This is a genomic window from Pseudarthrobacter naphthalenicus (genome assembly GCF_029076445.1).
In the GTDB taxonomy this organism is placed as follows: domain Bacteria; phylum Actinomycetota; class Actinomycetes; order Actinomycetales; family Micrococcaceae; genus Arthrobacter; species Arthrobacter naphthalenicus.
Genome location: NZ_JARESG010000001.1, coordinates 371,551 through 394,504, shown reverse-complemented (window position 1 = coordinate 394,504; position 22,954 = coordinate 371,551). Strand labels below are relative to the sequence as shown.

The following is a 22,954-nucleotide window of genomic DNA, read 5'->3' as shown; positions in this document are numbered from 1 at the left end:
CGCCCGGAGCTGTTACTCGGGGCGGCGGCGCGCTGTCCTGATGCCTAGATTCAATCAGACGCCGGGCTCATCAACCGGCTTATTTGTGAGTTGAGACACAAAATTTACCTGAACGGTGCGGACATTCTGCCCAGGCGTGTCCCGGGCGCCTAAAGTTCGGCGCGCTGCAGCGACCGGGCAGCGTCAATGGTGGCCTGGCCAAGGACGCGGCTGCCTTGGTACAGGACCACCGTCTGGCCGGGAGCCACTCCGCGCAGCGGCTCGGTCAGCGTCACCAGCAACTGCGGGGCGTCGCCGGAGACCATGCGGGCCGTTGCCGGGACCGGGTCGCCGTGGGCGCGCACCTGCGCGTGGCACTCAAATTCGGCCCCGGTTTCAATTTCGGCAATGGGCAGGCCTGCCCAGGAAACCTTGATGCCGCGGATCTCGTCGATGGCCAGCAGGGCCTGGGGCCCCACCACCACCTTGTTTTCCTTCGGCCGGATTTCCAGCACGAACCTCGGCTTGCCATCCGCGGCCGGCGTGCCCAGCTTCAGCCCGCGCCGCTGGCCAACCGTAAAGGCGTTTGCACCGGGATGCTCGCCCACCTTGGAGCCGGTTTCATCCACGATGTCGCCGGTGGTCATCTCGATTTTTTCGGCGAGCCAGCCGGCGGTGTCGCCGTCGGGGATGAAGCAGATGTCGTGACTGTCAGGCTTGTTCGCCACGGACAGCCCGCGGCGCTCGGCCTCTGCGCGCACTTCAGCCTTGGAGGGCGTCTCGGCCAGCGGGAACATGGAGTGCTTGAGCTGCTCGTGGGTCAGCACGCCCAGGACGTAACTTTGATCCTTTGCCCAGTCCGCCGCGCGGTGGAGTTCCGGATTCCCGTCCGGGTCGGTGATGACTTTGGCGTAGTGCCCCGTGCAGACGGCGTCGAAACCCAGCGCAATGGCCTTCTCCAGCAGGGCAGCAAACTTGATCCGCTCATTGCACCGCATGCAGGGATTGGGCGTGCGGCCGGCCGCGTATTCGTCGATGAAATCCTGGACCACGTCTTCCTTGAAGCGCTCCGAGAAGTCCCAGACATAATAGGGAATGCCGAGCACATCGCAGGCCCGCCAGGCATCGCGAGAGTCTTCAATGGTGCAGCAGCCCCGGCTGCCCGTCCGCAGGGTGCCGGGCATCCTGGACAGCGCAAGGTGAACGCCGACGACGTCGTGGCCGGCTTCCACGGCACGTGCTGCGGCTACGGCGGAATCTACTCCGCCGCTCATGGCTGCTAAGACTCGCATGCTGGCTTTCTGTTGGGGTTCAGGGTGTTGCAGGCACCGGTGCCGGGCGCTGGCCAGGCGGCCTGCGCGGATAACACAAGGCCTGCCGAACTATTCTACCGGCACGCCGATTCCTGCCCAAAAGTCCTTGACTGCCCGGGCCACCACTTCTAAAGTCAGCATTAACAGTTTTAGATACGGGTAAGCGTCGGGAAGCAGGCGGACATGGCTGTTCAGGACATCGTCATTGCGGGGGGCGGCTTGGCTGGAGCCACCGCCGCCAAAACCCTCCGGGCCGAAGGCTTCACCGGACGGGTGACCGTCGTGGGCGCCGAACACCACCACCCCTATCTCCGGCCGCCGCTGTCCAAGGAATACCTGCTGGGCAAGGCCGCGGAGGACGCCGTCCCGGTGGTGCCGGAGGGCTGGTACGCAGAGAACGACGTCGGCCTCCGCCTCGGCGTCCGGGTCACCGCCCTGCGGCCCAAGGAGCGGACAGTGGAGCTGGCGGACGGCTCGACCCTGGCGTACGGCTCCCTTCTCCTGGCCACCGGGGCAACGCCCCGGCACTTGCCGCTGCCCGGCAGTGACCTGGCCGGCGTGTCCACGTTCCGCACCCTGGATGACAGCAGGCGACTGCGCAGCCGCCTCGCTGACGGCGGCAAAAAGGTGGTGATGGTGGGTTCAGGCTGGATCGGGATGGAACTGGCGGCCGCGGCGGCCGCCTACGGCAACAGCGTCACCTTGCTGGGGCTGGAGGATATTCCGCTTGCGGGTGCCATTGGTCCGGAGCTGGGACTGTTCTTCCGGGGTTTGCACGAAGCCAACGGCGTCAGCTTCCGGCTACCCGCCTCGGCAAAGGAGATTACCGGAAAGGATGGTGGTGCCAGCGGCGTCATCACGGACACCGGGGAACTGCTCCCTGCGGACATCGTGATCATCGCCGTGGGGGTGGTGCCGGACACTGCGCTCGCCGGGGCCGCGGGCCTGGCCCTGGACAACGGCATCCTCACTGACTCCTCACTGCGAACCAGTGAACCAGGCATCTACGCCGCCGGCGACGTCGCCAACGCGTTGCATCCCTTTACCGGTCGGCATCATCGCAGCGAGCACTGGTCGAATGCCCTGAACGGGGGGAAAGTGGCAGCCAAGGCGATGCTGGGCCAGGACGCCATGCTCAGCACCATCCCGTATTTCTACACGGACCAGTTCGACGTCAGCATGGAGTATTCGGGCTTCCCCACCCTTGCCGCCGGCACCGAACCCGTGATCCGCGGGTCCCTGGAGGCCAAGGAGTTCATCGCTTTCTGGCAGCGGGATTCCGGGGTCGTTGCGGGCATGAGCGTCAACTGGCCGCGGAAGTCACAGCCGGGGGCCCAGAAGACCATCAAAGCCCTCATTTCGGCCCGGACGCCCGTTCCGGCGGAGCGCCTGGCGGACCACTCCGCCGGGCTCGATCAGCTCCTGCCGGAACCAGCCTGACGCGCCACGGTGCCCGCAGTCTGGATGGAGGATTCGTGGCCGGCCATTCCCGCCTGCCGCGCGCGCTCGTAGGCCGCGGGAAGGGCCGCCAGCAGGGCATCAACATCGGCCTCCGTCGAGGCATGACCCAGCGTAAAACGCTGGGCGCCGCGGGCGGTTTCCTCATCCAGACCCATGGCCAGCAGGACATGGGACGGCCGCGGCACGCCGGCGGTACACGCGGAACCGGTGGACGATTCCACACCGGCAAGGTCCAGCAGGAACAGCAGCGAATCCCCTTCGCACCCGGGGAAGGTGAAGTGGGCGTTCCCCGGCAGCCGCCCCGCTCCCGGCGCCCCGCGCAGCACGGCCTCGGGCACACGCTGCAGGACGCCGTCGATTAGCCGGTCACGAAGGGCCGAGATCCGCGCAGTCTCCGCTTCCAGATGGCCCGTGGCAGCTTCGGCCGCCGCAGCGAACGCGGCAATTGACGCCGTGTCCAGGGTGCCGGAGCGCACGTCGCGCTCCTGGCCGCCGCCGTGCTGCACCGGAGTCAGCTTGACCGCCCGCCCCAGCAGCAGGGCGCCCACACCCACCGGACCGCCGATCTTGTGGCCGGAAACAGACATGGCGTCCAGCCCTGACGCCTTGAAGTTCAGTGGCACCGATCCGAAGGCCTGAACCGCGTCGGAGTGAACCGGCACGCCGGCTGCGTGCGCCAGTTCCACGATGCGACGCACGGGCTGGATGGTCCCCACCTCGTTGTTGGCCCACATCACTGTTACGAGGGCGATGGAGCCGGGATCCCGCGACAGCTCAGCTGCCAGCACCTCAAGGTCCACCACGCCTTCGCTGTCCACGGGCAGCCAGGTGACGTGGGCGCCTTCGTGGCGTTCCAGCCATTCCACCGTGTCCAGCACCGCATGGTGCTCGACGGCGGAGCACAGGATGCGGCGCCGGGAGGGGTCCTCGCCGGACCTGGACCAGAACAGGCCCTTCACCGCCAGGTTGTCCGACTCAGTGCCGCCGGACGTAAAGATGACCTCGGAGGGATGGGCGCCTGCCGCCGTCGCGATGGCTTCCCTAGCGTCCTCTACGGACCGCCGGGCACGGCGCCCTGAACTGTGCAGGGACGACGGGTTGCCGGTGCGGGAAAGTTCCCGGGTCAGGGCGGCCAGCGCCTCCGCAGAAAGTGGTGTGGTGGCTGCATGATCAAGGTAGACGGGCACGGATCAATTCTAGCCGGGCCGGCGGGGATGGCTTCAGGACGGTGCGCCCCGTCCAGCGATCCTGGCGCAACACTGCCCCTGGACACTGTTCGGCGCGACGCAGTCCTCAGGCTCGCCGCACGCCGCGGCGGCGCCCCGAAGGAAGGAACCGTTCATTGCGCAGACCACGCCCGGATGCCCGTCCGAAAGCCGGTGAAACGGGCAGTTGGCCAGCACCAGGCCCCCTTCCCCGTCGGGCCGCGGGTCATAGCCCTCCCCGGCCATGAACTCCGTCAGGCTCCCCGCCCCGGCCGCCAGCTCCCGGCCCTTGCGGTACGACGTCATACGCAGTGAGTCGCCCACCGCCTCGCCCGTTGACGTGGAGTGCTCAATGGCTACGGCGAGGAGTTCCCCGGCCAAATCGTAGTTCCGGTCGGGTACCGAGGCATTTACTTCGTTCGCTGCCGGCCGGTACATCTTGGCGGGACGCCCGGAGCCCGGGCCGGTCCTGCCGGCGGATTTGTGGAACTCCACGGCCAGCAGGCCATCCTGGACCAGCTTGTCGAGATGGAAGGACGCTGTGCTTCGCGGCAAGCCCAGGGCGTCCGCGGCGTCGTCGCGCCCAACAGCTGTGTCCGAGGAGGCCACCAGTTGGAAGAGCTGGCGGCGTTTTTCGTCGCCGAGCGAGGCGATCGCCGTCACCCGGCGGGTCCATGGAGGTCTGCGCACTGGGGAACCCTTCTTTCTAAAAACAATATCCATTGCTTAATCTGCTGGCGTTTTCTAAAATTATGATACCTACTTTTAGAAGGAGAGCACCATGAAAACCACTACAGACACCAGCACCACCGGGCGCCTTTCCACCATGGCGCCGGAGCGTCAGGCATTCGTCCTCCTCCGGACTGTGTTCACCGTCGCTCCCATCGTGTTCGGGCTGGACAAGTTCACGAACATCCTCACCGACTGGACCACTTATCTGGCACCCGTTGCCACCTCAGTTGTCCCGGTCACCCCGCAGACCTTCATGTACATGGTCGGGGTGGTGGAGATCATTGCCGGCATCATGGTGGCCGTCCGCCCCCGCTTCGGTTCGCTGCTGGTGGCCGTCTGGTTGCTGGGAATCATCGTCAACCTCCTCGTCCTGGGTGAGTACTACGATGTAGCCCTGCGGGACTTCGGCCTGTTGGTCGGCGCACTTGCCCTGAACCGGCTCGCACCCGTCGGGTCCTGGCACCGCCGGCGTTAGTTTCGCAGCGCCGCTAGTTCAGCGGCGGAAGCACCACGAGGCGCGCTGCCACCTCGGTCCGGGCACCCGCCAGGGTGGCAGCATCGGGGCACGAAACCGAGACATACACTGACGACGCGGCTGCGCCGAAAACCCTCGCCATGACAGCCCTTGATTTGGCACCGGACTGACCAGGCTCCTCCAAAACCAGCACCTCCACCACAGGACCGGGTTTGCCCGGCTCACCGCCCCACCGCAGTGTTGCCGTCTTCAGGTACGTGGGCAGGATAGTGGGATCAAGATAGGTGAACAGGGCCGCCGTGGACTCGCGGTCATCTGCGCGAACCAGCGGAGACTGGTTGGCCCGCACCTTGGCCGCCACCAGGCAGCCGTCGGCCTTCGCGTACCGGCTCTCACCGGCAACATTTTCCTTCACCGCGGTCCAGCCCGGCGCATTTTTCAGGGCATCGGAGATGCCCACCGGAGCGCCCGCGGCCAGCGAGCCACCGGCGGAAAAGGGCATGTCCCTGGCGGCCACGGCTGCGGCGTCATGGCCCGGCGTGATGGTGGGGGTGGCAAACCCGGTGGCTGTCGGCGGGACCGACGGGGTTGCCGGATCCGGGACGCCGACGCTGCAGCCTGCGAGCGCCAGCAGGCCCAGCAGCGCCCCCACCGCGGGTCCAACTGCAGCCTGTGCCTTCACGTCCGCCCCCATGTGCTCCCCGGACAGCCCGCCTGCCGTCACCATCCAGAAGTCTAGACGGCGGGCGGTTCCCGTGTGCGGGCCGGGGCAGGGAACCAGGACCACCCACAAAGACGTTGTGTGGACAGCGGCTAAACTGGGCCAGCCGGGGCGCCTGCCGCGGGCCCGCCGGACGAACCCCAGCCGGGACGAAACCGAAGCCGGACGAACAGAAGGATGAGGGCTTGACCGAGAGCAGCAGCTCCCACTACGAGGTGCTCCGCGTCGCGGTGACAGCCACCGACAAGGAAATCAAGGTGGCCTACCGCCGTGCCGCCCGGATGGCCCATCCGGACCACGGCGGGGACGCTGCCACGTTCCGCCAAGTGACTGCAGCCTACGAAACCCTGATGGATCCCACACGGCGGAAGGCCTACGACCGCTCCTATGCCGCCGGCACCGCGGCCGCAGGGGCGCCCGAAGCGCACTTCGATGCACCCGCCGCGGGCAGCCACGCCTCGGCCACCGTGCACCGACCCAACACGCCCCGCAACACCGCCGGCGATCCGGCCGTGTACCTGCCGCCATACGATTCCGCCGCGTTCCAAGCAGCCGGGACAGTTCCCCTCATCCCCTTCAGCCAGGCCAGCCAGCAGGTGCACGGGATGCCACGGAAACGCGGCATCTTTGGTGCGGAGGCCAGAATCCAGCGTGAAATGAGGACGGTCCAGCTCATCACCCGCCAGGTGCTGCCGGCGATTCCTGCAGCCCGGCTCGTGAACGGACTTCAGTCCCCCGCGGACAACAGCCATATTGACCACGCACTGCTGTCCGGTTACCGGCTGGCGCTGATCGGCTCCATGCTTTTGCCCAAGGGCGCCTACGCGTGGGACGGACAGGCCCTCAGGCACGGCGGCCGTGCCATTGCCCCGCCGCAGCTGGCCCACGTGGTCCGGGCCATGCAGGATATTTTTCCCGAGCTCAATGTCACCGGGTGGACCGTGATCCACAGCCCCGACGGCAATCTCCACGAGCCCGTCATCGACCGCCACCGGCGCAGCGCCGGCGCCGGCGAAACGGTCCAGGTAGTCAACGCTGCAGGACTGGTCCGCGGCCTCAAACATTTCCTTTCCGCCGGACCGGCGCCAAACACGGTCAACGTCCCCATCCTGGCCAGGCTGCTGCGCGGCATGCACACTGGCTAGGATTGGACCGTGTTCCGAATCCTCTTCCACTCCCCCGAAATTCCGGGCAATACCGGCAATGCCATCAGGCTGGCTGCGATCACCGGAGCCGAACTCCACCTGGTGGAACCCCTTGGCTTCGATTTCTCTGACGCGAAGCTCAGGCGCGCCGGCCTCGATTATCACGACCTCGCCGTCGTGACGGTCCACAAGAGCATCGAGGATGCCTGGCGGGAACTGCAGCCCGAACGCGTTTACGCCTTCACCTCCGACGGCACGGCCAGCTATGCGGACATTACCTACCTGCCCGGCGACGTGCTGATGTTCGGCCAGGAATCCGTGGGCCTGCCCGAACACATCAAACGCGACCCGCACGTCACCGCCACCGTCCGGCTTCCCATGCTGCCCTCGCTCCGTTCGCTGAACCTCGCCAATGCCGCCTCCATCGCCGTGTACGAAGCCTGGCGCCAACAAGGGTTTGCCGGCGCCCAAATCTGACAGGCGCGTTGGAATCAATCCAGACCCATCCATGACACGGCCTGCACCGAATCCCTCCTGACAGCAATTCCGGGATGATGAAGGAGCGGCGGTGACACTGTTACAGGCCCGGCCGGAACCTCAGCCACCCGCGCCGTCCATTACCGGGCGCAGCCCCGGCGCCGCTACCGCGCATCCACCGCCAGGAGACCTATGCTTGGTAGTGATGGAAACTCCCAACGCGCCAAACTTCGAGTCCCCCGCGGCAGTGACAGACTCTCCGGCGGACCTAAGCCAGCGCCTGGGCGGCCTGCTCGCCCGGGTGGCCGGCGGCGACCAGGCAGCCTTTGCCGAGTTTTATCAGCTGACCTCGCGCCGGGTTTTTGGAATGGCCCGCCGGGTCCTCATCGATCCTGAGCTCAGCGAGGACACCACCCAGGAGGTCTTCCTCCAGGTGTGGCAGAATGCCGGGAAATTCAACCCGGAGGCGGGCAGCCCGTTGTCCTGGCTGATGACCATTTCCCATCGCCGGGCAGTGGACAAGGTGCGTTCCTCTCAGTCCGCCACCGACCGCGAAGCAAAATACGGCGCCAGCAGCCAGGAGGTTGACCACGACTCCGTATCGGCCGAAGTGGACAGCAAACTGGAGGCAGAGGCCGTGGTCCGGTGTCTGGAGACCCTGACCGACACGCAACAGGAATCGGTGCGGCTCGCCTACTATGGCGGCCTCACCTACCGGGAAGTCGCGGAGAGGCTCAATGCCGCAGTTCCCACCATCAAGTCCCGCATCCGCGACGGACTGATCCGCTTGAAGACATGTCTGGGGGTGAGTTGAGATGACAGATACGAACAGTCAGGGCGGCGCCCGCCGTCCCGGGTCCTTCGGCCTGGAAATTGCGGCCGACCTCGATTCCGGCCGGGCCGTGGATCTGGCCGAGCTCTATGCCCTGGACGCTGTCACCGATGACGAACGCTCAGCCATCGACCGCCACATCGCTGCCGCCCCTGCGGACGAGCGCAATTCCTTCCTGGAGCGTGTCCGCCAGGCACGGGAAACGCTAGCCGTGTCCTTTACCGCGGAGGCAGAACCTCCGGCGGACCTGTTCGACCGGATCGTGGCCCAACTGCCCTCACTCGCCCAACTGCCTGCTGACAGGCCTGCCGCGCCCGTCGGTGCAGCACTGCCGCCAGCCGGAAACCCGCACGAGGAAGCCGTGGATGAGCTTTCCGCGGCCCGGTTGAAGCGGGAATCACGACGCCGGCCCGGCAACCCCCGCCGCTGGCTCGCCGCTGCGGCAGCCGCCGCCGTCATCGCCCTCGGTGGCGTCGCGGTGGGAAGCTACGTCGCAGATCAGAACGATCCCCTGAACCAGGTGGCCCGGGCCCAGGACGTCCGCGAGGCGTCCGTCCCCGTCGCTGCAGGCGGCACGGCAACGGTCCTGATCTCACCGTCCAAGGACGCCCTGATCGTGAAGATGAAGGATGTCCCGGCACCCCCGGCGGGCAAGGTTTACCAGATGTGGCTGATCCCCAAGGACGGCTCCGCACCGGTGTCACAGGGCCTGATGGATAAAGAAGCGCTGTCCAGGCCGGCCGTGGTCAAGGGCATAGCTTCCGCGGCCTCCCTCGGCATCACTGTGGAGCCGGCAGGTGGCTCGGCAACCCCCACGTCGCCCACCGTGGCGGCCGCGCCCCTCGGGGCCTGAGAAGCACCATCCCACACGGGAGTTTTCTGTCCGGATAATGCGGCCTCAACAGGGCCGACTGCGCATTATCCGGACAGGATCCCTCTAGAACCCGGCGATGGTCCCCGGACCGTTGACCGCCACCACGTGGAACGCCTCGGCGCTGCGGCCCTCACCAAGCCCGGCGCGCCGGGCGTTTGTCAGCAGGCCCTGCCGGACCACTGCTTCCATGGCGGCAACGTCGGGATGCTGGCTGACATGTACATGGATGGCCTCAAGCTTGGTTGCCACGTGCTCCGTAACGTCCACAAAGTGGTTCTCGCGCTCGTCCGGACCGGCGTAGAGCCACAGCCAGGGCAGCTTGTAGGCGGCCAGGCCGGCCTCGGCGAGTTCCGGGTAGGCGAACGGGTTTTCCACTGCCGGGTAGACGGCCCGGGTCACGGCCTCCCCCACTGCCAAGTGGTCCGGGTGGCTCTTCTGGAGGCGTTTCCAGTTCCGTTCCGGATGCATGGCAAGCACGACGTCGGGGCGGACTTCGCGGATCAGCTGCACCACGCCCTTGATCACCTGGTGCGTCGGTTCCAGGTAGCCGTCGCGCTCGTGCAGGTAGAAAATTTCGGTGACGCCCACCAGTTCGGCGGCCCGGCGCTGCTCGTCGGCCCTCAGGGCGATGATCTCCGCCCGGTGGGCCGGATCAAAGCCGCCGGCATCGCCGTCGGTCATAATGCAGTAGCTCACCTGGACGCCGGCAGCCGTCCACGCCGCGATGGTGCCGGCAGCAGCGAAGTCGATATCGTCCGGGTGGGCGGCGAAACAGAGCACCCGCTCAACCCGGTGTGCGGCCGGGTTGAACGGGCTCTGTGCCATAGCGGGTTCGGCCACTGTCAGCCTTTACGCTTCTTGATTTCTGCCGTGGCCTGGGGCAGGACATCGAAGAGATCCCCGACGATGCCGAAGTCGGCGATCTCGAAAACCGGTGAGTCGGCGTCCTTGTTGATGGCCACGATGACCTTGGCCGTTTGCATGCCGGCCTTCTGCTGGATGGCGCCGGAGATGCCTGCCGAGACGTACAGCTGTGGGGACACGGTCTTCCCGGTCTGGCCCACCTGCGCGTCGTGGCTGATCCAGCCGGCGTCAGTGGCCGCACGGGAGGCACCCACGGCAGCGCCGAGGGCGTCGGCGAGTTCCTCCACGGGGCCGAAGTCGCCGTCCAGCCCGCGGCCGCCCGCCACCACAATCCGCGCGTCGGTGAGGTCCGGACGCCCGCTGGCCACCTTTTGCTCCCGGGAGGTGATGCGGGCAGCCGCTGCAGTGCCGTCGTCGGCCACCTCCACGGTGGAAGTCTCCGGTGCAGTGGCGGCGGGCGCCGGCTCGGGGGTAATGCTGTTGGCTTTCAGCGTCAGCACGGAGACCGGCGTGGTGGCTTTGGCGGCGGTGTTGTAGGAGCCGGCAAGGACCGACTTGTGAGCCGTGCCATCGGCGTCGACCGCCACGACGTCGGTGATCACGCCGGCGCTGAGCTTGATGCCCAGCCGGGCCGCGATTTCCTTGCCTTCGGGCGAATTATCGAGGAGCACCGTGGTGGCGCCCGCTGCCGTTGCGGCGGCGGCGAGGTAGGCGGCCTTCGGTGCGACGAGGTAGTCGTCCAAATTGGGGGCGGTGGGCTGGAAGATGGCCGTGACGCCATACTCCGCGAACGCCGCCGCGACTGCCGGGTGTACGTCCCCGTTGAGGGCGACGGCGGTTTCACCCAGGGCGCGGCCCGCGGTCAGCAGTTCCAGGCTGCTCTTTTTCAGGGCTTCTCCGGGCTGGTCAATGAATACAAGTACGTTAGCCATGTCTGTGATCCCTCTTAGAGCAGCTTCTGGGCGGCCAGGAAGTCGACGAGCTTGATGCCGGCGTCGCCTTCGTCGGTGATGATGGTGCCTGCGGTGCGTGGCGGCCGTTCCGCGGCGGCGGTCACGGTGGTCCAGGATCCGGCGTGGCCCACCTGTGCCGGGTCGACGCCGATCTCCGCCAGCGAGAGCGTGGTGATGTTCTTGCGTTTGGCGGCGATGATGCCCTTGAAGTTGGGGTAGCGCGGTTCGTTGATCTGGTCCGTCACCGAGACGACGGCGGGCAGCGCGGCTTCCACGGTCTCGGAGTAGGTGTCGGCGTCGCGGCGGGCCGTGAGCCGGCCGCCGTCCACCGTCAGCGATGACGCGAAAGTCACCTGCGGAAGGCCGAGTCGTTCGGCAAGCTGCGCCGGCACCAGGGATGTCTCGCCGTCGGTGGAGGCCATGCCGGTCAGGACGAGGTCCACCGCCCCGAGGTGCCGGACGGCTGCCGCGAGCGCCAGCGAGGTGGCGGCGGCGTCCGAACCCGCCAGGGCGCTGTCCGTCAGGTGCACGCCTTCGGTGGCACCCATCTGGAGCGACTTCTTGACGGCGTTGACCGCACCGGCCGGGCCCATGCTCAGCGCGATGACCTGGTTCCCCGCTTTGGCGCCGCCGCGCGCTTCGGCCAACTGCAGGGCAGCCTCCAGCGCGTACTCATCCAGCTCCGAAAGGATGCTTTCGTCGCGGTCCGTGGTGTAGCCCTCTCCGTTGAGGTGACGGTCGAACTGGGCGTCCGGTACATGCTTGACCAGGACGACGATCTTCAATGTATCTTCCACTGTGTTTACAGCAGCCTTCCATGCTTGTGGACAGCCAGCCGGGTGGGGTCATGGCCTCGGAACGCCCGGGGTACGGGTAGATCCTAGCTAACCATATAGTCGCGCCGCGTTGCCGTCCCGTTAACCCCTGTGTCAGGGCCGGGCGGCCTGGGGTGGAAGCATACGACGGCGGGGGTCACCGAGGTGACCGCCGCCGTCGTCTGCTCCTGTTTCAGTTCCTGTTGCTTCGGTTCCTACTGGTCCGCTGCCGTTCCCAGGGTGACGTCCAGAGTCTGCTCCTGGCCGTTGCGCTGGACGGTGATTTTGGCTGTGGATCCGCCGGCCTGCTCGCGGACGGCTGCCGTCAGCTGGTTGGGTTCACTGACGGTCAGGTCGTTGAACTTGGTGATCACATCACCCACCTTGATGCCTGCCTTCGCGGCTGCCGAATTGGGTTCGACGGTGGCTACGTCCGCTCCGACCGAGAAGCTGGACGAACTTCCCGAGGACTTGTCCCGAACGCTCACACCCAACTGGCCGTGGGATGCCTTGCCGGTATCGATGAGCTCCTGCGCCACCCGCTTGGCGTGGTTGATGGGGATGCTGAAGCCGACGCCAATGTTTCCGCTGGAGGACGACGAAGAAGAGTCGGAACCGGCGGACGCGATGGCAACGTTGACGCCGATGATCTCGCCCTTGGAGTTGACCAGGGCGCCGCCGGAGTTGCCGGGGTTGATTGCGGCGTCAGTCTGGATCACGTTGATGGCGATGGATCCCTGGTTGGCCGTGCTCTGGCCCTGCCCGCCCCCCGGGGGCGCGAACTGGAAGCCCTGGTCCCCGCCCTGGGAACTGTCCCCGTTTTTGGGTGCCGCGGAGGAGGCCACGCTAATGGTCCGGTTCAAGGTTGAGACGATACCGTCCGTCACAGTGCCGGTGAGACCCAGCGGGGAGCCGATTGCAATTGCCGTGTCACCGACATTGAGCTTGCCGGAATCCCCGAGGGTTGCCGGAGTGAGCCCGGAGGTATCGTCCACCTTGATCACGGCAAGGTCAGACAGCGGATCTGTCCCCACCAGCGTGGCTTTGAGGACCTTTCCTGCGCTGGTGCGGACCTCCAGGGCCGCGTTGGCTGTCTGGCCGTCCAGGGTAACGACGTGGGTATTGGTGAGGATGTGCCCCTTGTCGTCCAGGACGATGCCCGACCCCGTCCCGCCGGCATTGCCGGCCGAAGCGCTGATGGTCACCACACTGGGGGTAGCCTTCAGGGCCGCAGCCGTAATGGCATTGACATCGTCCTTGTTGTTGACGATCACCGTGCCGGGCTGGCTGCTGGTGCTGCCGACCGCTGAAGATGAATTGTTGACGAGTGCACCCGAACCGACGGTGGCCACGCCGCCACCCACGAGGCCGGCGGCGAGGATGCTGGCCACCAGGGTCCCGACACCGAAGGAGGCCTTCCTGCGGGGGGCGTCAGCGGGGTTGGGTGCCGAGTTGTATTGCCCGGGGTTGTACTGGCCGGTGTAACCGCCCGGCAGTGCTGAATGGGCGCCCTGCGGCTGCTGGTGCGGGTCGTGCTGGTTGTGCGCCTGCTGGCCGTATGGCTGCCCGCTGTGGGTTTGCTGGTCGCTTGCCTGCTGGCCGTAGAACGGCTCACGGGGAGGGTAGACCGGACGTGGCGCGCCGGGCAGTTGCTGGGTCGGGTTCCCGGGCGCCCCGGAGCGGTCCAGTTGCTCAGTCGGATGGGAGTGACCGCCAGTGCTGCTGCCGGCTTCCGCAGGGGCCTGGGCCGGGTTCCGGCTCCCGTCCGGCTGCCGGTTATCAGGCGCTGCACCCGGGTTTGGGTTCTCAGTCATTGGACTTCCTTTCATCCTCGTCTGCATTAACTATGTACCGTTTGACTGGAACTGGGGCGAACGTTGGCTGGGAGGTTCCTGAGTGCGTTAATTATCCGCTGATCCTCGAACTTCGGGGGGTTTCGCTGGTGGCATATTCGCCTCGATGGACGCACCCATAGGTGCACCATAGAATCAAAAGGAATTGCCACAGCGACCTGCGGCTTTACACCACGCGTGGGGGCGCTGCTGAATTCTGAGACGCTGATTCGTCCTGAATCGGTGTCAGGCGTGCTGAAGGGTTGCACATGCGGTCAAAGTTCAAACGTATCCTCGCCGTGATCGGCCTGACAGGGCTGCTCGCGGTTCCCGCCGGCGCGGCTTGGGCCGAACCGCCGGTAACCATCCCGTCCGGCACGAACATTGTGGATAACGCCAATGTTCTGGGCAGCCGCAAGGGCGAAGTGCAGACCGCCATCCAGACGCTGCTAAAGGACCACAAGTACAACCTCTATGTCGTGACGGTGAACTCCTTCGACAACCCGTCCAAGCCTGAGGACTGGGGCAAGGCTGTTGCTACCCAAAAATCAATGGGCAAGGCCGATGTCCTGCTGGCCATTTCCACGGCGGGCCAGTTCTACTTTGCGACTGACGCTTCGAGCGCCATCAGGTCGAAACAGTCCAACATCAGCCAGAATGCCGTCACCGCCAACCTGGCTGGTGGCAAGAAGGATTACGCCCAGGCCGCTATCGACACTGCAGCTGCCATTGGCGATGCAGCCGGAGGAGGCAGCGGCAACGTCCCATCCACCGGCGGCGCCGGCGCGAGTGTCCTGGTCGGAACGGGCGTGGTTGTTGCCGGCGGAGCCGGCGCATACCTTTACTTCCGCAACAAGCGGAAGAAGGCAGCCCAGGCATCCAGCGCCAGCTACGGACCGCAGGGAGCCGAACTCGATCCCCTGGCTTCGCTGAGCATCGAGGAACTCCGCCGCAAGAGCGGCTCCCTGATCATCGAGGCCGATGACGCCATCAAGTCCAGCGAGCAGGAGCTTGGCTTCGCCCAGGCACAGTACGGTGATGCCGCGGTAGGCAACTTCACAAAAGCCCTTGCGGAAGCCAAGGCGCATATGACCGAGTCGTTCAAGCTCCAGCAGCAGCTCGACGACCACATCCCGGACACCGAGGAACAGCAGCGCAGCTGGTACGGCGAGATCATCCGCCGTTCAGAGGCAGCGCTCGGCTCGCTCCAGGAGCAGAAGGCCGATTTCGACTCGCTGCGTGAGCTGGAGAAGAACGCTCCCCAGGCACTGGCTGCGGTGACGACGGGCGCCCATGACGCCGACGCCAAAATTGCCACAGCGGAACAGTCATTGACGGCCTTGCGTGCCAAGTATGCGGACAGCGCGCTGGTACAGGTCGCGGACAACATCACGCAGGCCAAGGAACGCCTCGCCTTTGTGCAGAATGCCACTGCCACCGCCCAGGAGAAGCTCGCAGCCGGTGAAGGCAGCCTGGCTGCTGTGGCCGTCCGCGCCGCAGAGGAAAGCCTGCACCAGACCAACGTCCTGCTCGATGCCATCGCCAAGGTCTCAGCCAGTTTGGACGAGGCCCGGAACGGGCTCGAGGCAGCCGTCGTCGAGACCTCCCAGGACCTTGCCCAGGCGAAGGCCATGATCCAGTCCGGCGAACACCCTGAACTGGCCGGCCCGGTGGCAGGCGTTGAAGCCGCGCTGGCTCAGGTGAAGGCCGAAATCCAGGGCGGGAAAATCGATCCCATCGCCACCCTGCAGCGCGTGGAGACGGCGCATCAGGCACTGGACCAGTCCCTCACCGGCATCCGGAACCAGCAGGATCAGGCCCGCCGCGCCCAGGCTTCGCTCCAGCAGACCATCATGTCGGCACAGGCACAGATCAGCGCGACGTCCGATTACATCACCGCCCGGCGCGGTGGTGTGGGCACCGAAGCCCGGACCCGGCTTGCTGAATCGCAGCGCAACCTTGACTACGCACTCTCCATCTCCCGCAACGACCCCGTCACCGCGCTCACGTATGCCCAGCAGGCCCATGCCCTCGCCGCCCAGGCCGCCCAACTGGCCCAGGCCGACGTCGACAACTTCGGCGGCTACGCCAACCAGGGCTTTGGCGGTGGCGGCATGTTCGGCGGTCGCGGCGGAGGCGGCGGCGGCCTCGGCGGCGCCATCCTGGGCGGCATCCTCATCAACTCCATCCTCAACGGCGGCGGGGGCGGCGGCTGGGGCGGCGGTCACAGCGACGGCGGTGGCTGGGGAGACGGCGGCGGTTTCGGCGGCGGCGGCGACTTCGGCGGAGGAGATTTCGGCGGAGGCGACTCCGGAAGTTTCTAGTCCGCAAGGATAGTCGTTGCCGGCGGTCCATCCCGGTGACGAACATAAACGGTACAACTGTTCACTGATTCCAGTGGCCACCATTGAGCAGGACGAAAGGTAACACCATGGTTAAGCAGTCCATTTTCGGCCGCATCGCGCAGCTTGCAAAGGCAAACATCAACTCTTTGCTGGACAACGCTGAGGATCCGCAGAAGATGCTGGACCAGATGGTCCGGGACTACACGAACAACATCGCCGAGGCCGAATCCGCCGTAGCCCAGACCATCGGGAACCTCCGGATGCTCGAGGACGACTACCGCGAGGACATTAAGAACGCGCAGGACTGGGGCAACAAGGCCCTCGCAGCCTCGCGGAAGGCGGACGAATACCGGGCCGGCGGCGACACTGTTGATGCCGAGAAGTTCGATAACCTCGCCAAGGTGGCCCTGCAGCGCCAAATGTCCGCCGAGAACGAAGCCAAGGGAGCAGAGCCCAGCATCGCTTCGCAGCGCGAAGTGGTGGACAAGCTCAAGAGCGGCCTCGATCAGATGAAGGGCAAGCTCAACGAACTGACCAGCAAGCGCAATGAGCTGGTGGCACGCTCCAAGACGGCCGCGGCGCAGTCCCAGGTGCATGATGCGATCAAGAGCATCGACTTCATGGACCCCACCAGCGAAGTTGGCCGTTTCGAAGAGAAGATCCGCCGCGAAGAGGCGAAGGTCCGCGGCCAGCAGGAGCTTGCTGCGTCGAGCCTGGACGCCCAGTTCAACCAGCTCGAGGACCTCGGCGAGCAGACCGAGATCGAGGCTCGTCTGGCCGCCCTGAAGTCCGGCGGTGCCAAGCCGGCCCTGGGGGCCTCGGGCTCGTCGGTTCCGGCAGGGTCCACTGTGGACGAAGCTGATTTCGACAAGCTGTAGCCAGAAGCGGGCCGCCCGGCAGGGCGGTCCAGCGGGGAGGCCGGAGTTCGCGATGAACTCCGGCCTCTGCTGTACCACCAAGCCACGGCTCTCCCGCCGTGGCCGCCGGAAGTGTGTAGCGTGGAGGCCATGGCCTCCCGCGACGCATCCACCATCGTTTGGCTCCGTGATGATCTCCGGCTGGACGACAATCCTGCCCTGACACACGCCGTCGACGTCGGCCTGCCGCTGACCGTGGTCTACATCCTCGACGAAGAATCGCCAGGAGTCCGGCCGCTTGGAGGTGCGGTCAAGTGGTGGCTGCACCATTCCCTCGCATCCCTTGCGGCGGCCCTGAAAGATGCCGGCTCCACACTGGTCCTCCGCCGGGGACCGGCGGGTCCGGTGATTCGCGGGCTGGCAGAGGAAACCGGCGCGAAGCACCTGCTGTGGAATCGACGCTACGGCGGCCCTGAACGGGCAGTGGACGCCGAAATCAAAACCTGGGCGGCGGAGAATGGCATCGATGCCGCCAGCTTCCAGGCCAGCCTGCTTTACGAACCGTGGACCATCACCACGGGCAGCGGAGGCCCCTACAAAGTCTTCACACCGTTCTGGCGGGCCTGCATGGCGTCAGGAGAACCCCGTAAGCCGATGGACGCCCCCACGCACCTCCCCTCCCCCGGCGCGGGGAGAGTGGCCAGTGACGTCCTGTCAGAGTGGTCCTTGCTGCCCGTCTCACCCGACTGGAGCGGCGGGCTGGCCAGGACCTGGCAGCCCGGGGAGGCCGGCGCCCACAGCCGACTGGACGATTTCCTGGACGGCCCGGTGAACGAGTACGGCGACGGCCGGGACGTGCCCGGCGTGGAGGGCACCAGCCGGCTGTCCCCGCATCTGCGTTTCGGCGAAATCAGTCCGTTCCGGGTCTGGCACGAGATCCGCCTCCGCTTTCCACGCGAGGCGACACCCGACGTCGGGATCTTCCGGTCCGAGCTCGGCTGGCGGGAGTTCTGCTGGCAGCTGCTCTATGTCAATCCGCAGCTTGCGACCCGAAACTACCGGCCGGAGTTTGACCGCTTTGAGTGGCAGGAACCCACCGCCGCGGAACTGGAGGCCTGGCGGCAGGGCCGGACCGGTTATCCGCTGGTGGACGCAGGGATGCGGCAGCTGTGGCAGACCGGATGGATGCATAACCGGGTACGGATGGCCGCGGCGTCGTTTCTGGTCAAGAACCTCCTTGCCGATTGGAGGTTGGGGGAAGCATGGTTCTGGGACACCCTGGTGGACGCGGACGCGGCCAGCAACCCGGCGAACTGGCAGTGGGTGGCAGGCTCCGGTGCCGACGCTTCACCCTATTTCCGGATCTTCAATCCGGTGACGCAGAGCAAAAAATTCGACGCTGAGGGCAGGTACCTTCGCGAGTTCATCCCCGAGCTGGCACCGCTGGACCGCAAGGCCATCCACGAGCCATGGAAATCACTGGGCCTTGAAGGCTACCCCGCACCGGTGGTGGGCCTCCCTGAGTCCCGTGAGCGTGCGCTGGCCACCTACCAGAGGCTTAAGGACACCCAAGGCTGAGGCCCGTCCGGGCCCGGCGGACGTCAGCGGCTCACTTTGCCCATCAGCGAGGCAATGGGCCGCAGGAAGAGCGGACGCGCCAGGAACCAGGCGGCGACCATCACGGCGACCGAAGCCAGGAACACCCAGAAACCGAACCAGCCGGCGTCGTCGCTGCCGCCGTACATGTGATTGAGGTTCCGCAGTGCTCCGGTGGCCAGCACCAGGAAGACGTGCACCACGATAAAAGCCACGAAGTAGATCATCACGGGGAAGTGAATGGCCCGTGCCACTTCGATGGGGTAGGCCTTGTTGAGGCCCGCAGCCTTCTTGGGCCACGCGGAGGATGTCCGGATACCGGAAATGAAGGCCAGTGGCGCGGCGATAAACACCGTGGCGAAGTACGTCAGCAGCTGCAGCGCGTTGTAGTTGACCCAGCCGTTCTCGGTGGGCCAGTTCAGCGAGGCGTACTGCAGCGCAGCCGAAAGCGCGTTGGGGAAGACGTCCCAACTGGTGGGCACAATCCGCACCCACTGGCCTGTGGCGAACAGGAGGACCGCAAATACCACTCCATTGAGGATCCACAGGGCATCCAGTGTCAGGTGCAGCCACAGTTCCAGGGTGATCTTCGTGGGCGCGTTCTTGGTCTTGATCAAGCCCTTGTTGTTTCGTGTCCAGTGCCCGCTGGGACGTGTTGTGGTCCGCACCTGCCAGCCGGTCCTGATGATCAGCAGCAGGAAAAAGCCGTTGAGGAAGTGCTGCCAGCCCAGCCAGGCCGGAAAGCCCACGGGTGCACCGTCAGGGAGTTCCGAGTGGCCCGGGTAGTCCGCAAGGAACGAAGCCACCGCAGGCAGCCCGGTCATCCACTTGGCCAGCAGCACCACCAGGACCAGCGCCACGAGAACGGCCGGAATGCCCCAGTAGAGCCTGGACGGCTTGCCCGTCGCAGAGGCGGGCTTCTTCGTGGGTGTCGACATCGAAAAACATTCCTCTCGAGAATGACTGACCAGTGCTCAAACGGCTCTGCGAACGAGAATACTAGGAACCACCAGCATCCAGGCAAAAAAAGACCCCGGCCGGCGTAACTCCCGGTCGGGGTCTTTCACATGGTTGCGGGGACAGGATTTGAACCTGTGACCTCTGGGTTATGAGCCCAGCGAGCTACCGAACTGCTCCACCCCGCGTCGCTTGATCAACACTACCGTACTTTGGAGCGGACAATTACCACTCCGCCTGCGGGGTCCGCCCGCGACTGGTTAAACAAAAGTCCGGACCCTGTTTCCAGGATCCGGACTCTTTCACCAGTTGCGGGGACAGGATTTGAACCTGTGACCTCTGGGTTATGAGCCCAGCGAGCTACCGAACTGCTCCACCCCGCGTCGCAAGATCAACTCTACCGCCCGGTGAACGGGAGGCCAAATCCTGGTGGCGTGATGTGCGTCTCGCTGGGCTGCCGTCAGCTAATGGCTGCCCTCACGTACTGGGCTGCCGTCACTTACTTGCCGAAGGGGACGGCGTGGCTGACGGAGTGGCTTCCGGCGCCGGGGTAGCTCCGGGTGCAGCAGCCGGAATCTTCCCCTCGGCGTCGAGAGCCTTCTGCAGGGCCGCTGCCAGCTTCTTCTGTTCCTCACCGTAGGCGGCAAAGTCGCCGGCGGCCAGGGCCGTCTGGCCTGCCTTGATGGCGGCGTTCGCCGCCTCCAGTGCAGCCCTCAGGTCGGCCTGGGCCCCCGCACTGACGGGCGGCGTCTCGCCCGGCGCGGGAGGAGTCTGTCCGGTGTTGGCAGAGTCACCGGCAGCTGCACCGGAGTCACCGCCGAAGAGTTGCTTCAGCGCGCCGTCGAGCGTTGGCGCGAAGCCCACCTTGTCACCGAAGGCGACCAGCACGCGCTGCAGCGTCGGGTACGAGGTCTCGCCGGTGGACTTGAGGTAAACAGGCTGGACGTAAAGGATGCCGCCGCCTACGGGCAGCGTCAGCAGGTTGCCGTTGAGCACCTCCGAAGCACCCTGCCGCAGAAGGTTCAGGGCCTGGGACACGGTGGGGTCCGAGTTGAACTTGTTCTGCGCCTGGCCCGGTCCGGGAACCTGGATCTCCGGTGGAATCTGGAGGAGCCTGAGCTTGCCGTAGGTGTCGGCCTTCACGCCCTTCTGGTTACCGGCGTCCGAGTCAGCGGCCAGGAATCCGTAGAGGACGTTTCGGGCGGTGCCGTTCACGATCTGCGGAATGTAGGAGGACGTCAGCTGGAAGGCCGGCTCCTTCTGGTCCGGCATCTGCAGCGACATGTAGAACGGCGGCTGCTTGACGTCGGTGGACACCGTGGGATCGTTGGGAACGCTCCAGACATCCTTCGCCTGGTAGAAGCTTCCCGGCTCCGTGACGTGGTAGCGGCCAAGGAGTTCACGCTGAACCTTGAACAGGTCCTCAGGGTAACGGACGTGACTCATGACGTCACCGGACATCTCCGAGAAGGGCTTCAGGGAGTTCGGGTAAACCTTCTGCCAGGCCTTCAGGATGGGGTCCTGGTCATCCCAGGCGTACAAAGTCACCGAACCGTCGTATGCGTCGACGGTGGCTTTGACGGAGTTCCTGATGTAGTTCACGGAGCTGTTGGGCAGTGCTACTGATCGCCCGGCAGAGGTCTGCGAGTCTGCAGTGGCCGCCGAGAGCTGTTCCTGCTGTGAGTAGGGGTAGTACTGGCTGGTGGTATAGCCGTCCACAATCCATTTGACGCGGCCGTCCACCACGGCAGGGTAGGCGTTGCCGTCAACGGTCAGGTAGGGCGCTACCTTTTCGACGCGCTCCCGGGGGTTGCGGTCGTACAGGATCTGCGACTCGGCGTTGACTCCGTCGGACAGCAGCAGGTCCGAGGACTGGAACTTGATGGAGTATAGGATTTTGTTGAAGAAGCTGCCCACGTTCGGGCCGCCGTTGCCTTCGAAGGTGTACTGGTTGTCCGCTTCACCCTCTTTACCGGAGGGCCTGTCCTGTTCACGGGGGGTCGCGCCCGCGGGGGCCCCAACAATGGAGTACTCCGGAGAATTCTCGCCGAAGTAGATCCGCGGCTGGTATGTCGAGTCGTTACCAAGGACGCCGGTGGAGGGAATGCCGGACTGCAGGAACTCCGGCTTTCCGTCAACGGTGAACTTGTTGCCCTTGGCCGCGACCACACCGTAGCCATGGGTATAGACAACGTGCTGGTTCAGCCAGCCCTGCTGGTTGGTGGCGACGTTGACGGGGTTCAGCTCACGCACCGCAATGACGGTGTCCTGGATCTTGCCGTCGATTTCGTACCGGTCAACGTTCAAGGACGCGGGGAACTGGTAGTACGGCCGGTACTGTTCCAGCTGGGCGAACGCGTCGGAGATGAGGTTGGGATCCAGGAGCCTGATGTTGGCTGTGGTCTGCGCGTCCGGGGCGAGCGCTCCGGTATTGGCCGTGTTTGTCGCGTTGTAGCGGTCCACCTGGATCTGGTCCAGGCCGTAGGCGGCCCGGGTCATCTTGATGTTCCGTTCAATGTAATCCTTCTCGAGCGTCTGCTCGGAAGGCCGCACCTGGAATTGCTGGATGACCCAGGGGTACACGCCACCGGCGAGGATCGAGGTAATGACCAGCATGGCGGTACCGATGACCGGCAGACGCCAGCGGCCGATGACGGCGGCGATGATGAAGAGGATGGCCACCAGTACTGCGGCGACGGCGAGGATTGCCTTGGTGGGAATCACGGCGTTGACGTCGGTGTACAGGGCGCCGGCCCAGCGGCCGCCGTTGCTTTGAAGTGCGGAATAGCGGTCCAGCCAGAAATTGACGCCAAGCAGGATCAGGAAGCTGGCGCCCGTGACGGCGAGGTGGATTTGCGCGGCCCTGCTGGTGAACACGCCGCGTTCCATCAGGCGGATGCTGCCGTAGAGGTAGTGGGTAAGAATGCCGGCGATGCCAGCCACAACCACCACGCTGATCAGGAATCCTGTGACGAATCCGAGGAACGGCAAGGTCATCACATAGAAGCTGATATCCAGTCTGAAGAGGGGGTCTTCCTGGCCGAAGGGTTGCTGGTTGAAGAAGAGCAGGACTTTCTGCCACTGGCTGGCGGCGGCGCTGCCGGCAAAGAGGCCGAACAGAATGGGCAGGCCCACCATGACAACGCGGCGGACAGGTTCAAGCTGTGCCTGGTACCGGTTAAGGTTGTCCCGCATTTCGGAGTCCGGTGCGTAGACGGGCCTCGCGCGGTAGGCGATGCGGATTGCAAAAAAAACCGCCGCGAACATCAGCGCGAAGCCGGCAAGGAAGATCAGGATCCTGGCGAGGTTCTCGGTCAGGAACACTTCGAAGTAACCGAGCTGCTGGTACCACAGGACGTCAGTCCACACGTTGGCGAAGAAGATGAAGCCCACAACTACCAGGGCAACGACTATCAGGGTGGGTGTCAGAGCCCCGCGTCGTGATGGGGGTCTTCCGGGCGGGATGGGGCTGGTGGGACGGGACAAACTCGGTACCTCATAGCTGATCGTCAGATTTACAT

General features: G+C 65.5%; 19 protein-coding genes and 2 tRNA genes. 9 read left to right on the top strand and 12 right to left on the bottom strand.

Annotated features, from left to right (window positions below):
- Positions 1 to 149: 149 nt before the first annotated feature.
- Positions 150 to 1,271 carry a tRNA 2-thiouridine(34) synthase MnmA gene (gene mnmA / locus PY310_RS01860; protein ID WP_275212435.1) on the bottom strand — a complete coding sequence of 374 codons (1,122 nt, stop codon included), beginning with the start codon at positions 1,269 to 1,271 and terminating at the stop codon, positions 150 to 152.
- A gap of 204 nt (positions 1,272 to 1,475) precedes the next feature.
- On the opposite strand from mnmA, the gene PY310_RS01855 reads away from it, so the two are divergent.
- Positions 1,476 to 2,732 (top strand): NAD(P)/FAD-dependent oxidoreductase, encoded by a 1,257-nt coding sequence (locus PY310_RS01855; RefSeq protein WP_275212434.1) that lies wholly within the window; start codon positions 1,476 to 1,478, stop codon positions 2,730 to 2,732.
- Here PY310_RS01855 and PY310_RS01850 read toward each other — a convergent pair.
- Positions 2,708 to 3,940, bottom strand: coding sequence for a cysteine desulfurase family protein (locus PY310_RS01850; RefSeq protein WP_275212433.1), 1,233 nt, complete (start codon positions 3,938 to 3,940; stop codon positions 2,708 to 2,710). The genes PY310_RS01855 and PY310_RS01850 overlap by 25 nt on opposite strands.
- A 33-nt stretch (positions 3,941 to 3,973) precedes the next feature.
- Positions 3,974 to 4,648 carry a helix-turn-helix transcriptional regulator gene (locus PY310_RS01845; RefSeq protein ID WP_275212432.1) on the bottom strand — a complete coding sequence of 225 codons (675 nt, stop codon included), beginning with the start codon at positions 4,646 to 4,648 and terminating at the stop codon, positions 3,974 to 3,976.
- A gap of 91 nt (positions 4,649 to 4,739) precedes the next feature.
- Between PY310_RS01845 and PY310_RS01840 the strand changes: the two genes are divergently transcribed.
- Entirely contained in the window at positions 4,740 to 5,165 is a 426-nt protein-coding gene (locus PY310_RS01840) for a DoxX family membrane protein (RefSeq protein WP_275212431.1), read from the top strand.
- 13 nt (positions 5,166 to 5,178) lie between these two features.
- Here the strand turns inward: PY310_RS01840 and PY310_RS01835 are convergent, their stop codons facing one another.
- The gene (locus PY310_RS01835; protein WP_275212430.1) at positions 5,179 to 5,892 is read right to left on the bottom strand and encodes a hypothetical protein; all 714 of its coding nucleotides are present in this window, start codon (positions 5,890 to 5,892) and stop codon (positions 5,179 to 5,181) included.
- Positions 5,893 to 6,071: 179 nt separating this feature from the next.
- On the opposite strand from PY310_RS01835, the gene PY310_RS01830 reads away from it, so the two are divergent.
- From PY310_RS01830 to PY310_RS01815, 4 genes are all read left to right on the top strand, one after another.
- On the top strand, positions 6,072 to 7,031 hold the full coding sequence (locus PY310_RS01830; protein WP_275212429.1) for a J domain-containing protein: 960 nt from the start codon (positions 6,072 to 6,074) through the stop codon (positions 7,029 to 7,031).
- Positions 7,032 to 7,040: 9 nt separating this feature from the next.
- The gene (locus PY310_RS01825; protein WP_275212428.1) at positions 7,041 to 7,508 is read left to right on the top strand and encodes a tRNA (cytidine(34)-2'-O)-methyltransferase; all 468 of its coding nucleotides are present in this window, start codon (positions 7,041 to 7,043) and stop codon (positions 7,506 to 7,508) included.
- A 205-nt stretch (positions 7,509 to 7,713) separates the two neighbouring features.
- Complete coding sequence (locus tag PY310_RS01820) at positions 7,714 to 8,322, top strand: sigma-70 family RNA polymerase sigma factor (protein ID WP_275212427.1); 609 nt, start codon at positions 7,714 to 7,716, stop codon at positions 8,320 to 8,322.
- 1 nt (position 8,323) lies between these two features.
- Positions 8,324 to 9,193 (top strand): anti-sigma factor, encoded by an 870-nt coding sequence (locus PY310_RS01815; protein WP_275212426.1) that lies wholly within the window; start codon positions 8,324 to 8,326, stop codon positions 9,191 to 9,193.
- Positions 9,194 to 9,277: 84 nt separating this feature from the next.
- Here PY310_RS01815 and PY310_RS01810 read toward each other — a convergent pair whose 3' ends face one another.
- The 4 genes from PY310_RS01810 to PY310_RS01795 form a co-directional block, all read right to left on the bottom strand.
- Positions 9,278 to 10,039, bottom strand: coding sequence for a PIG-L deacetylase family protein (locus PY310_RS01810; protein WP_275212491.1), 762 nt, complete (start codon positions 10,037 to 10,039; stop codon positions 9,278 to 9,280).
- Between the two features lie 17 nt (positions 10,040 to 10,056).
- On the bottom strand, positions 10,057 to 11,010 hold the full coding sequence (locus PY310_RS01805; protein ID WP_275212425.1) for an electron transfer flavoprotein subunit alpha/FixB family protein: 954 nt from the start codon (positions 11,008 to 11,010) through the stop codon (positions 10,057 to 10,059).
- 14 nt (positions 11,011 to 11,024) lie between these two features.
- Positions 11,025 to 11,816, bottom strand: coding sequence for an electron transfer flavoprotein subunit beta/FixA family protein (locus tag PY310_RS01800; protein ID WP_275212490.1), 792 nt, complete (start codon positions 11,814 to 11,816; stop codon positions 11,025 to 11,027).
- Positions 11,817 to 12,061: 245 nt separating this feature from the next.
- Entirely contained in the window at positions 12,062 to 13,660 is a 1,599-nt protein-coding gene (locus PY310_RS01795; RefSeq protein ID WP_275212424.1) for a S1C family serine protease, read from the bottom strand.
- A gap of 287 nt (positions 13,661 to 13,947) precedes the next feature.
- On the opposite strand from PY310_RS01795, the gene PY310_RS01790 reads away from it, so the two are divergent.
- The 3 genes from PY310_RS01790 (at position 13,948) to PY310_RS01780 (ending at position 18,458) form a co-directional block, all read left to right on the top strand.
- Positions 13,948 to 16,002, top strand: a complete 2,055-nt coding sequence (locus tag PY310_RS01790; RefSeq protein WP_275212423.1) for a TPM domain-containing protein — start codon at positions 13,948 to 13,950, stop codon at positions 16,000 to 16,002.
- Between the two features lie 107 nt (positions 16,003 to 16,109).
- Positions 16,110 to 16,901 carry a PspA/IM30 family protein gene (locus PY310_RS01785; protein WP_275212422.1) on the top strand — a complete coding sequence of 264 codons (792 nt, stop codon included), beginning with the start codon at positions 16,110 to 16,112 and terminating at the stop codon, positions 16,899 to 16,901.
- A gap of 129 nt (positions 16,902 to 17,030) precedes the next feature.
- A complete protein-coding gene (locus PY310_RS01780) occupies positions 17,031 to 18,458 on the top strand; it encodes a cryptochrome/photolyase family protein (RefSeq protein ID WP_275212421.1) in 1,428 nt (475 codons plus the stop codon).
- 23 nt (positions 18,459 to 18,481) lie between these two features.
- Here PY310_RS01780 and PY310_RS01775 read toward each other — a convergent pair whose 3' ends face one another.
- The 4 genes from PY310_RS01775 to PY310_RS01760 form a co-directional block, all read right to left on the bottom strand.
- Complete coding sequence (locus PY310_RS01775; protein ID WP_275212420.1) at positions 18,482 to 19,414, bottom strand: cytochrome b/b6 domain-containing protein; 933 nt, start codon at positions 19,412 to 19,414, stop codon at positions 18,482 to 18,484.
- A 130-nt stretch (positions 19,415 to 19,544) separates the two neighbouring features.
- Positions 19,545 to 19,621: transfer RNA gene (locus PY310_RS01770), tRNA-Met, on the bottom strand.
- 121 nt (positions 19,622 to 19,742) lie between these two features.
- A tRNA-Met gene (locus tag PY310_RS01765) sits at positions 19,743 to 19,816 on the bottom strand.
- Positions 19,817 to 19,928: 112 nt separating this feature from the next.
- Positions 19,929 to 22,919 (bottom strand): UPF0182 family membrane protein, encoded by a 2,991-nt coding sequence (locus tag PY310_RS01760; RefSeq protein ID WP_275212419.1) that lies wholly within the window; start codon positions 22,917 to 22,919, stop codon positions 19,929 to 19,931.
- Positions 22,920 to 22,954: the final 35 nt, after the last annotated feature.

Coding starts and splice junctions, on each gene's coding strand:
- PY310_RS01810 (WP_275212491.1), bottom strand. CDS start 10,039: ATGGCACAGAGCCCGTTCAACCCGGCCGCACACCGGGTTGAGCGGGTG.
- mnmA (WP_275212435.1), bottom strand. CDS start 1,271: ATGCGAGTCTTAGCAGCCATGAGCGGCGGAGTAGATTCCGCCGTAGCC.
- PY310_RS01835 (WP_275212430.1), bottom strand. CDS start 5,892: ATGGTGACGGCAGGCGGGCTGTCCGGGGAGCACATGGGGGCGGACGTG.
- PY310_RS01790 (WP_275212423.1), top strand. CDS start 13,948: ATGCGGTCAAAGTTCAAACGTATCCTCGCCGTGATCGGCCTGACAGGG.
- PY310_RS01805 (WP_275212425.1), bottom strand. CDS start 11,010: ATGGCTAACGTACTTGTATTCATTGACCAGCCCGGAGAAGCCCTGAAA.
- PY310_RS01815 (WP_275212426.1), top strand. CDS start 8,324: ATGACAGATACGAACAGTCAGGGCGGCGCCCGCCGTCCCGGGTCCTTC.
- PY310_RS01840 (WP_275212431.1), top strand. CDS start 4,740: ATGAAAACCACTACAGACACCAGCACCACCGGGCGCCTTTCCACCATG.
- PY310_RS01785 (WP_275212422.1), top strand. CDS start 16,110: ATGGTTAAGCAGTCCATTTTCGGCCGCATCGCGCAGCTTGCAAAGGCA.
- PY310_RS01855 (WP_275212434.1), top strand. CDS start 1,476: ATGGCTGTTCAGGACATCGTCATTGCGGGGGGCGGCTTGGCTGGAGCC.
- PY310_RS01780 (WP_275212421.1), top strand. CDS start 17,031: ATGGCCTCCCGCGACGCATCCACCATCGTTTGGCTCCGTGATGATCTC.
- PY310_RS01775 (WP_275212420.1), bottom strand. CDS start 19,414: ATGTCGACACCCACGAAGAAGCCCGCCTCTGCGACGGGCAAGCCGTCC.
- PY310_RS01820 (WP_275212427.1), top strand. CDS start 7,714: ATGGAAACTCCCAACGCGCCAAACTTCGAGTCCCCCGCGGCAGTGACA.
- PY310_RS01795 (WP_275212424.1), bottom strand. CDS start 13,660: ATGACTGAGAACCCAAACCCGGGTGCAGCGCCTGATAACCGGCAGCCG.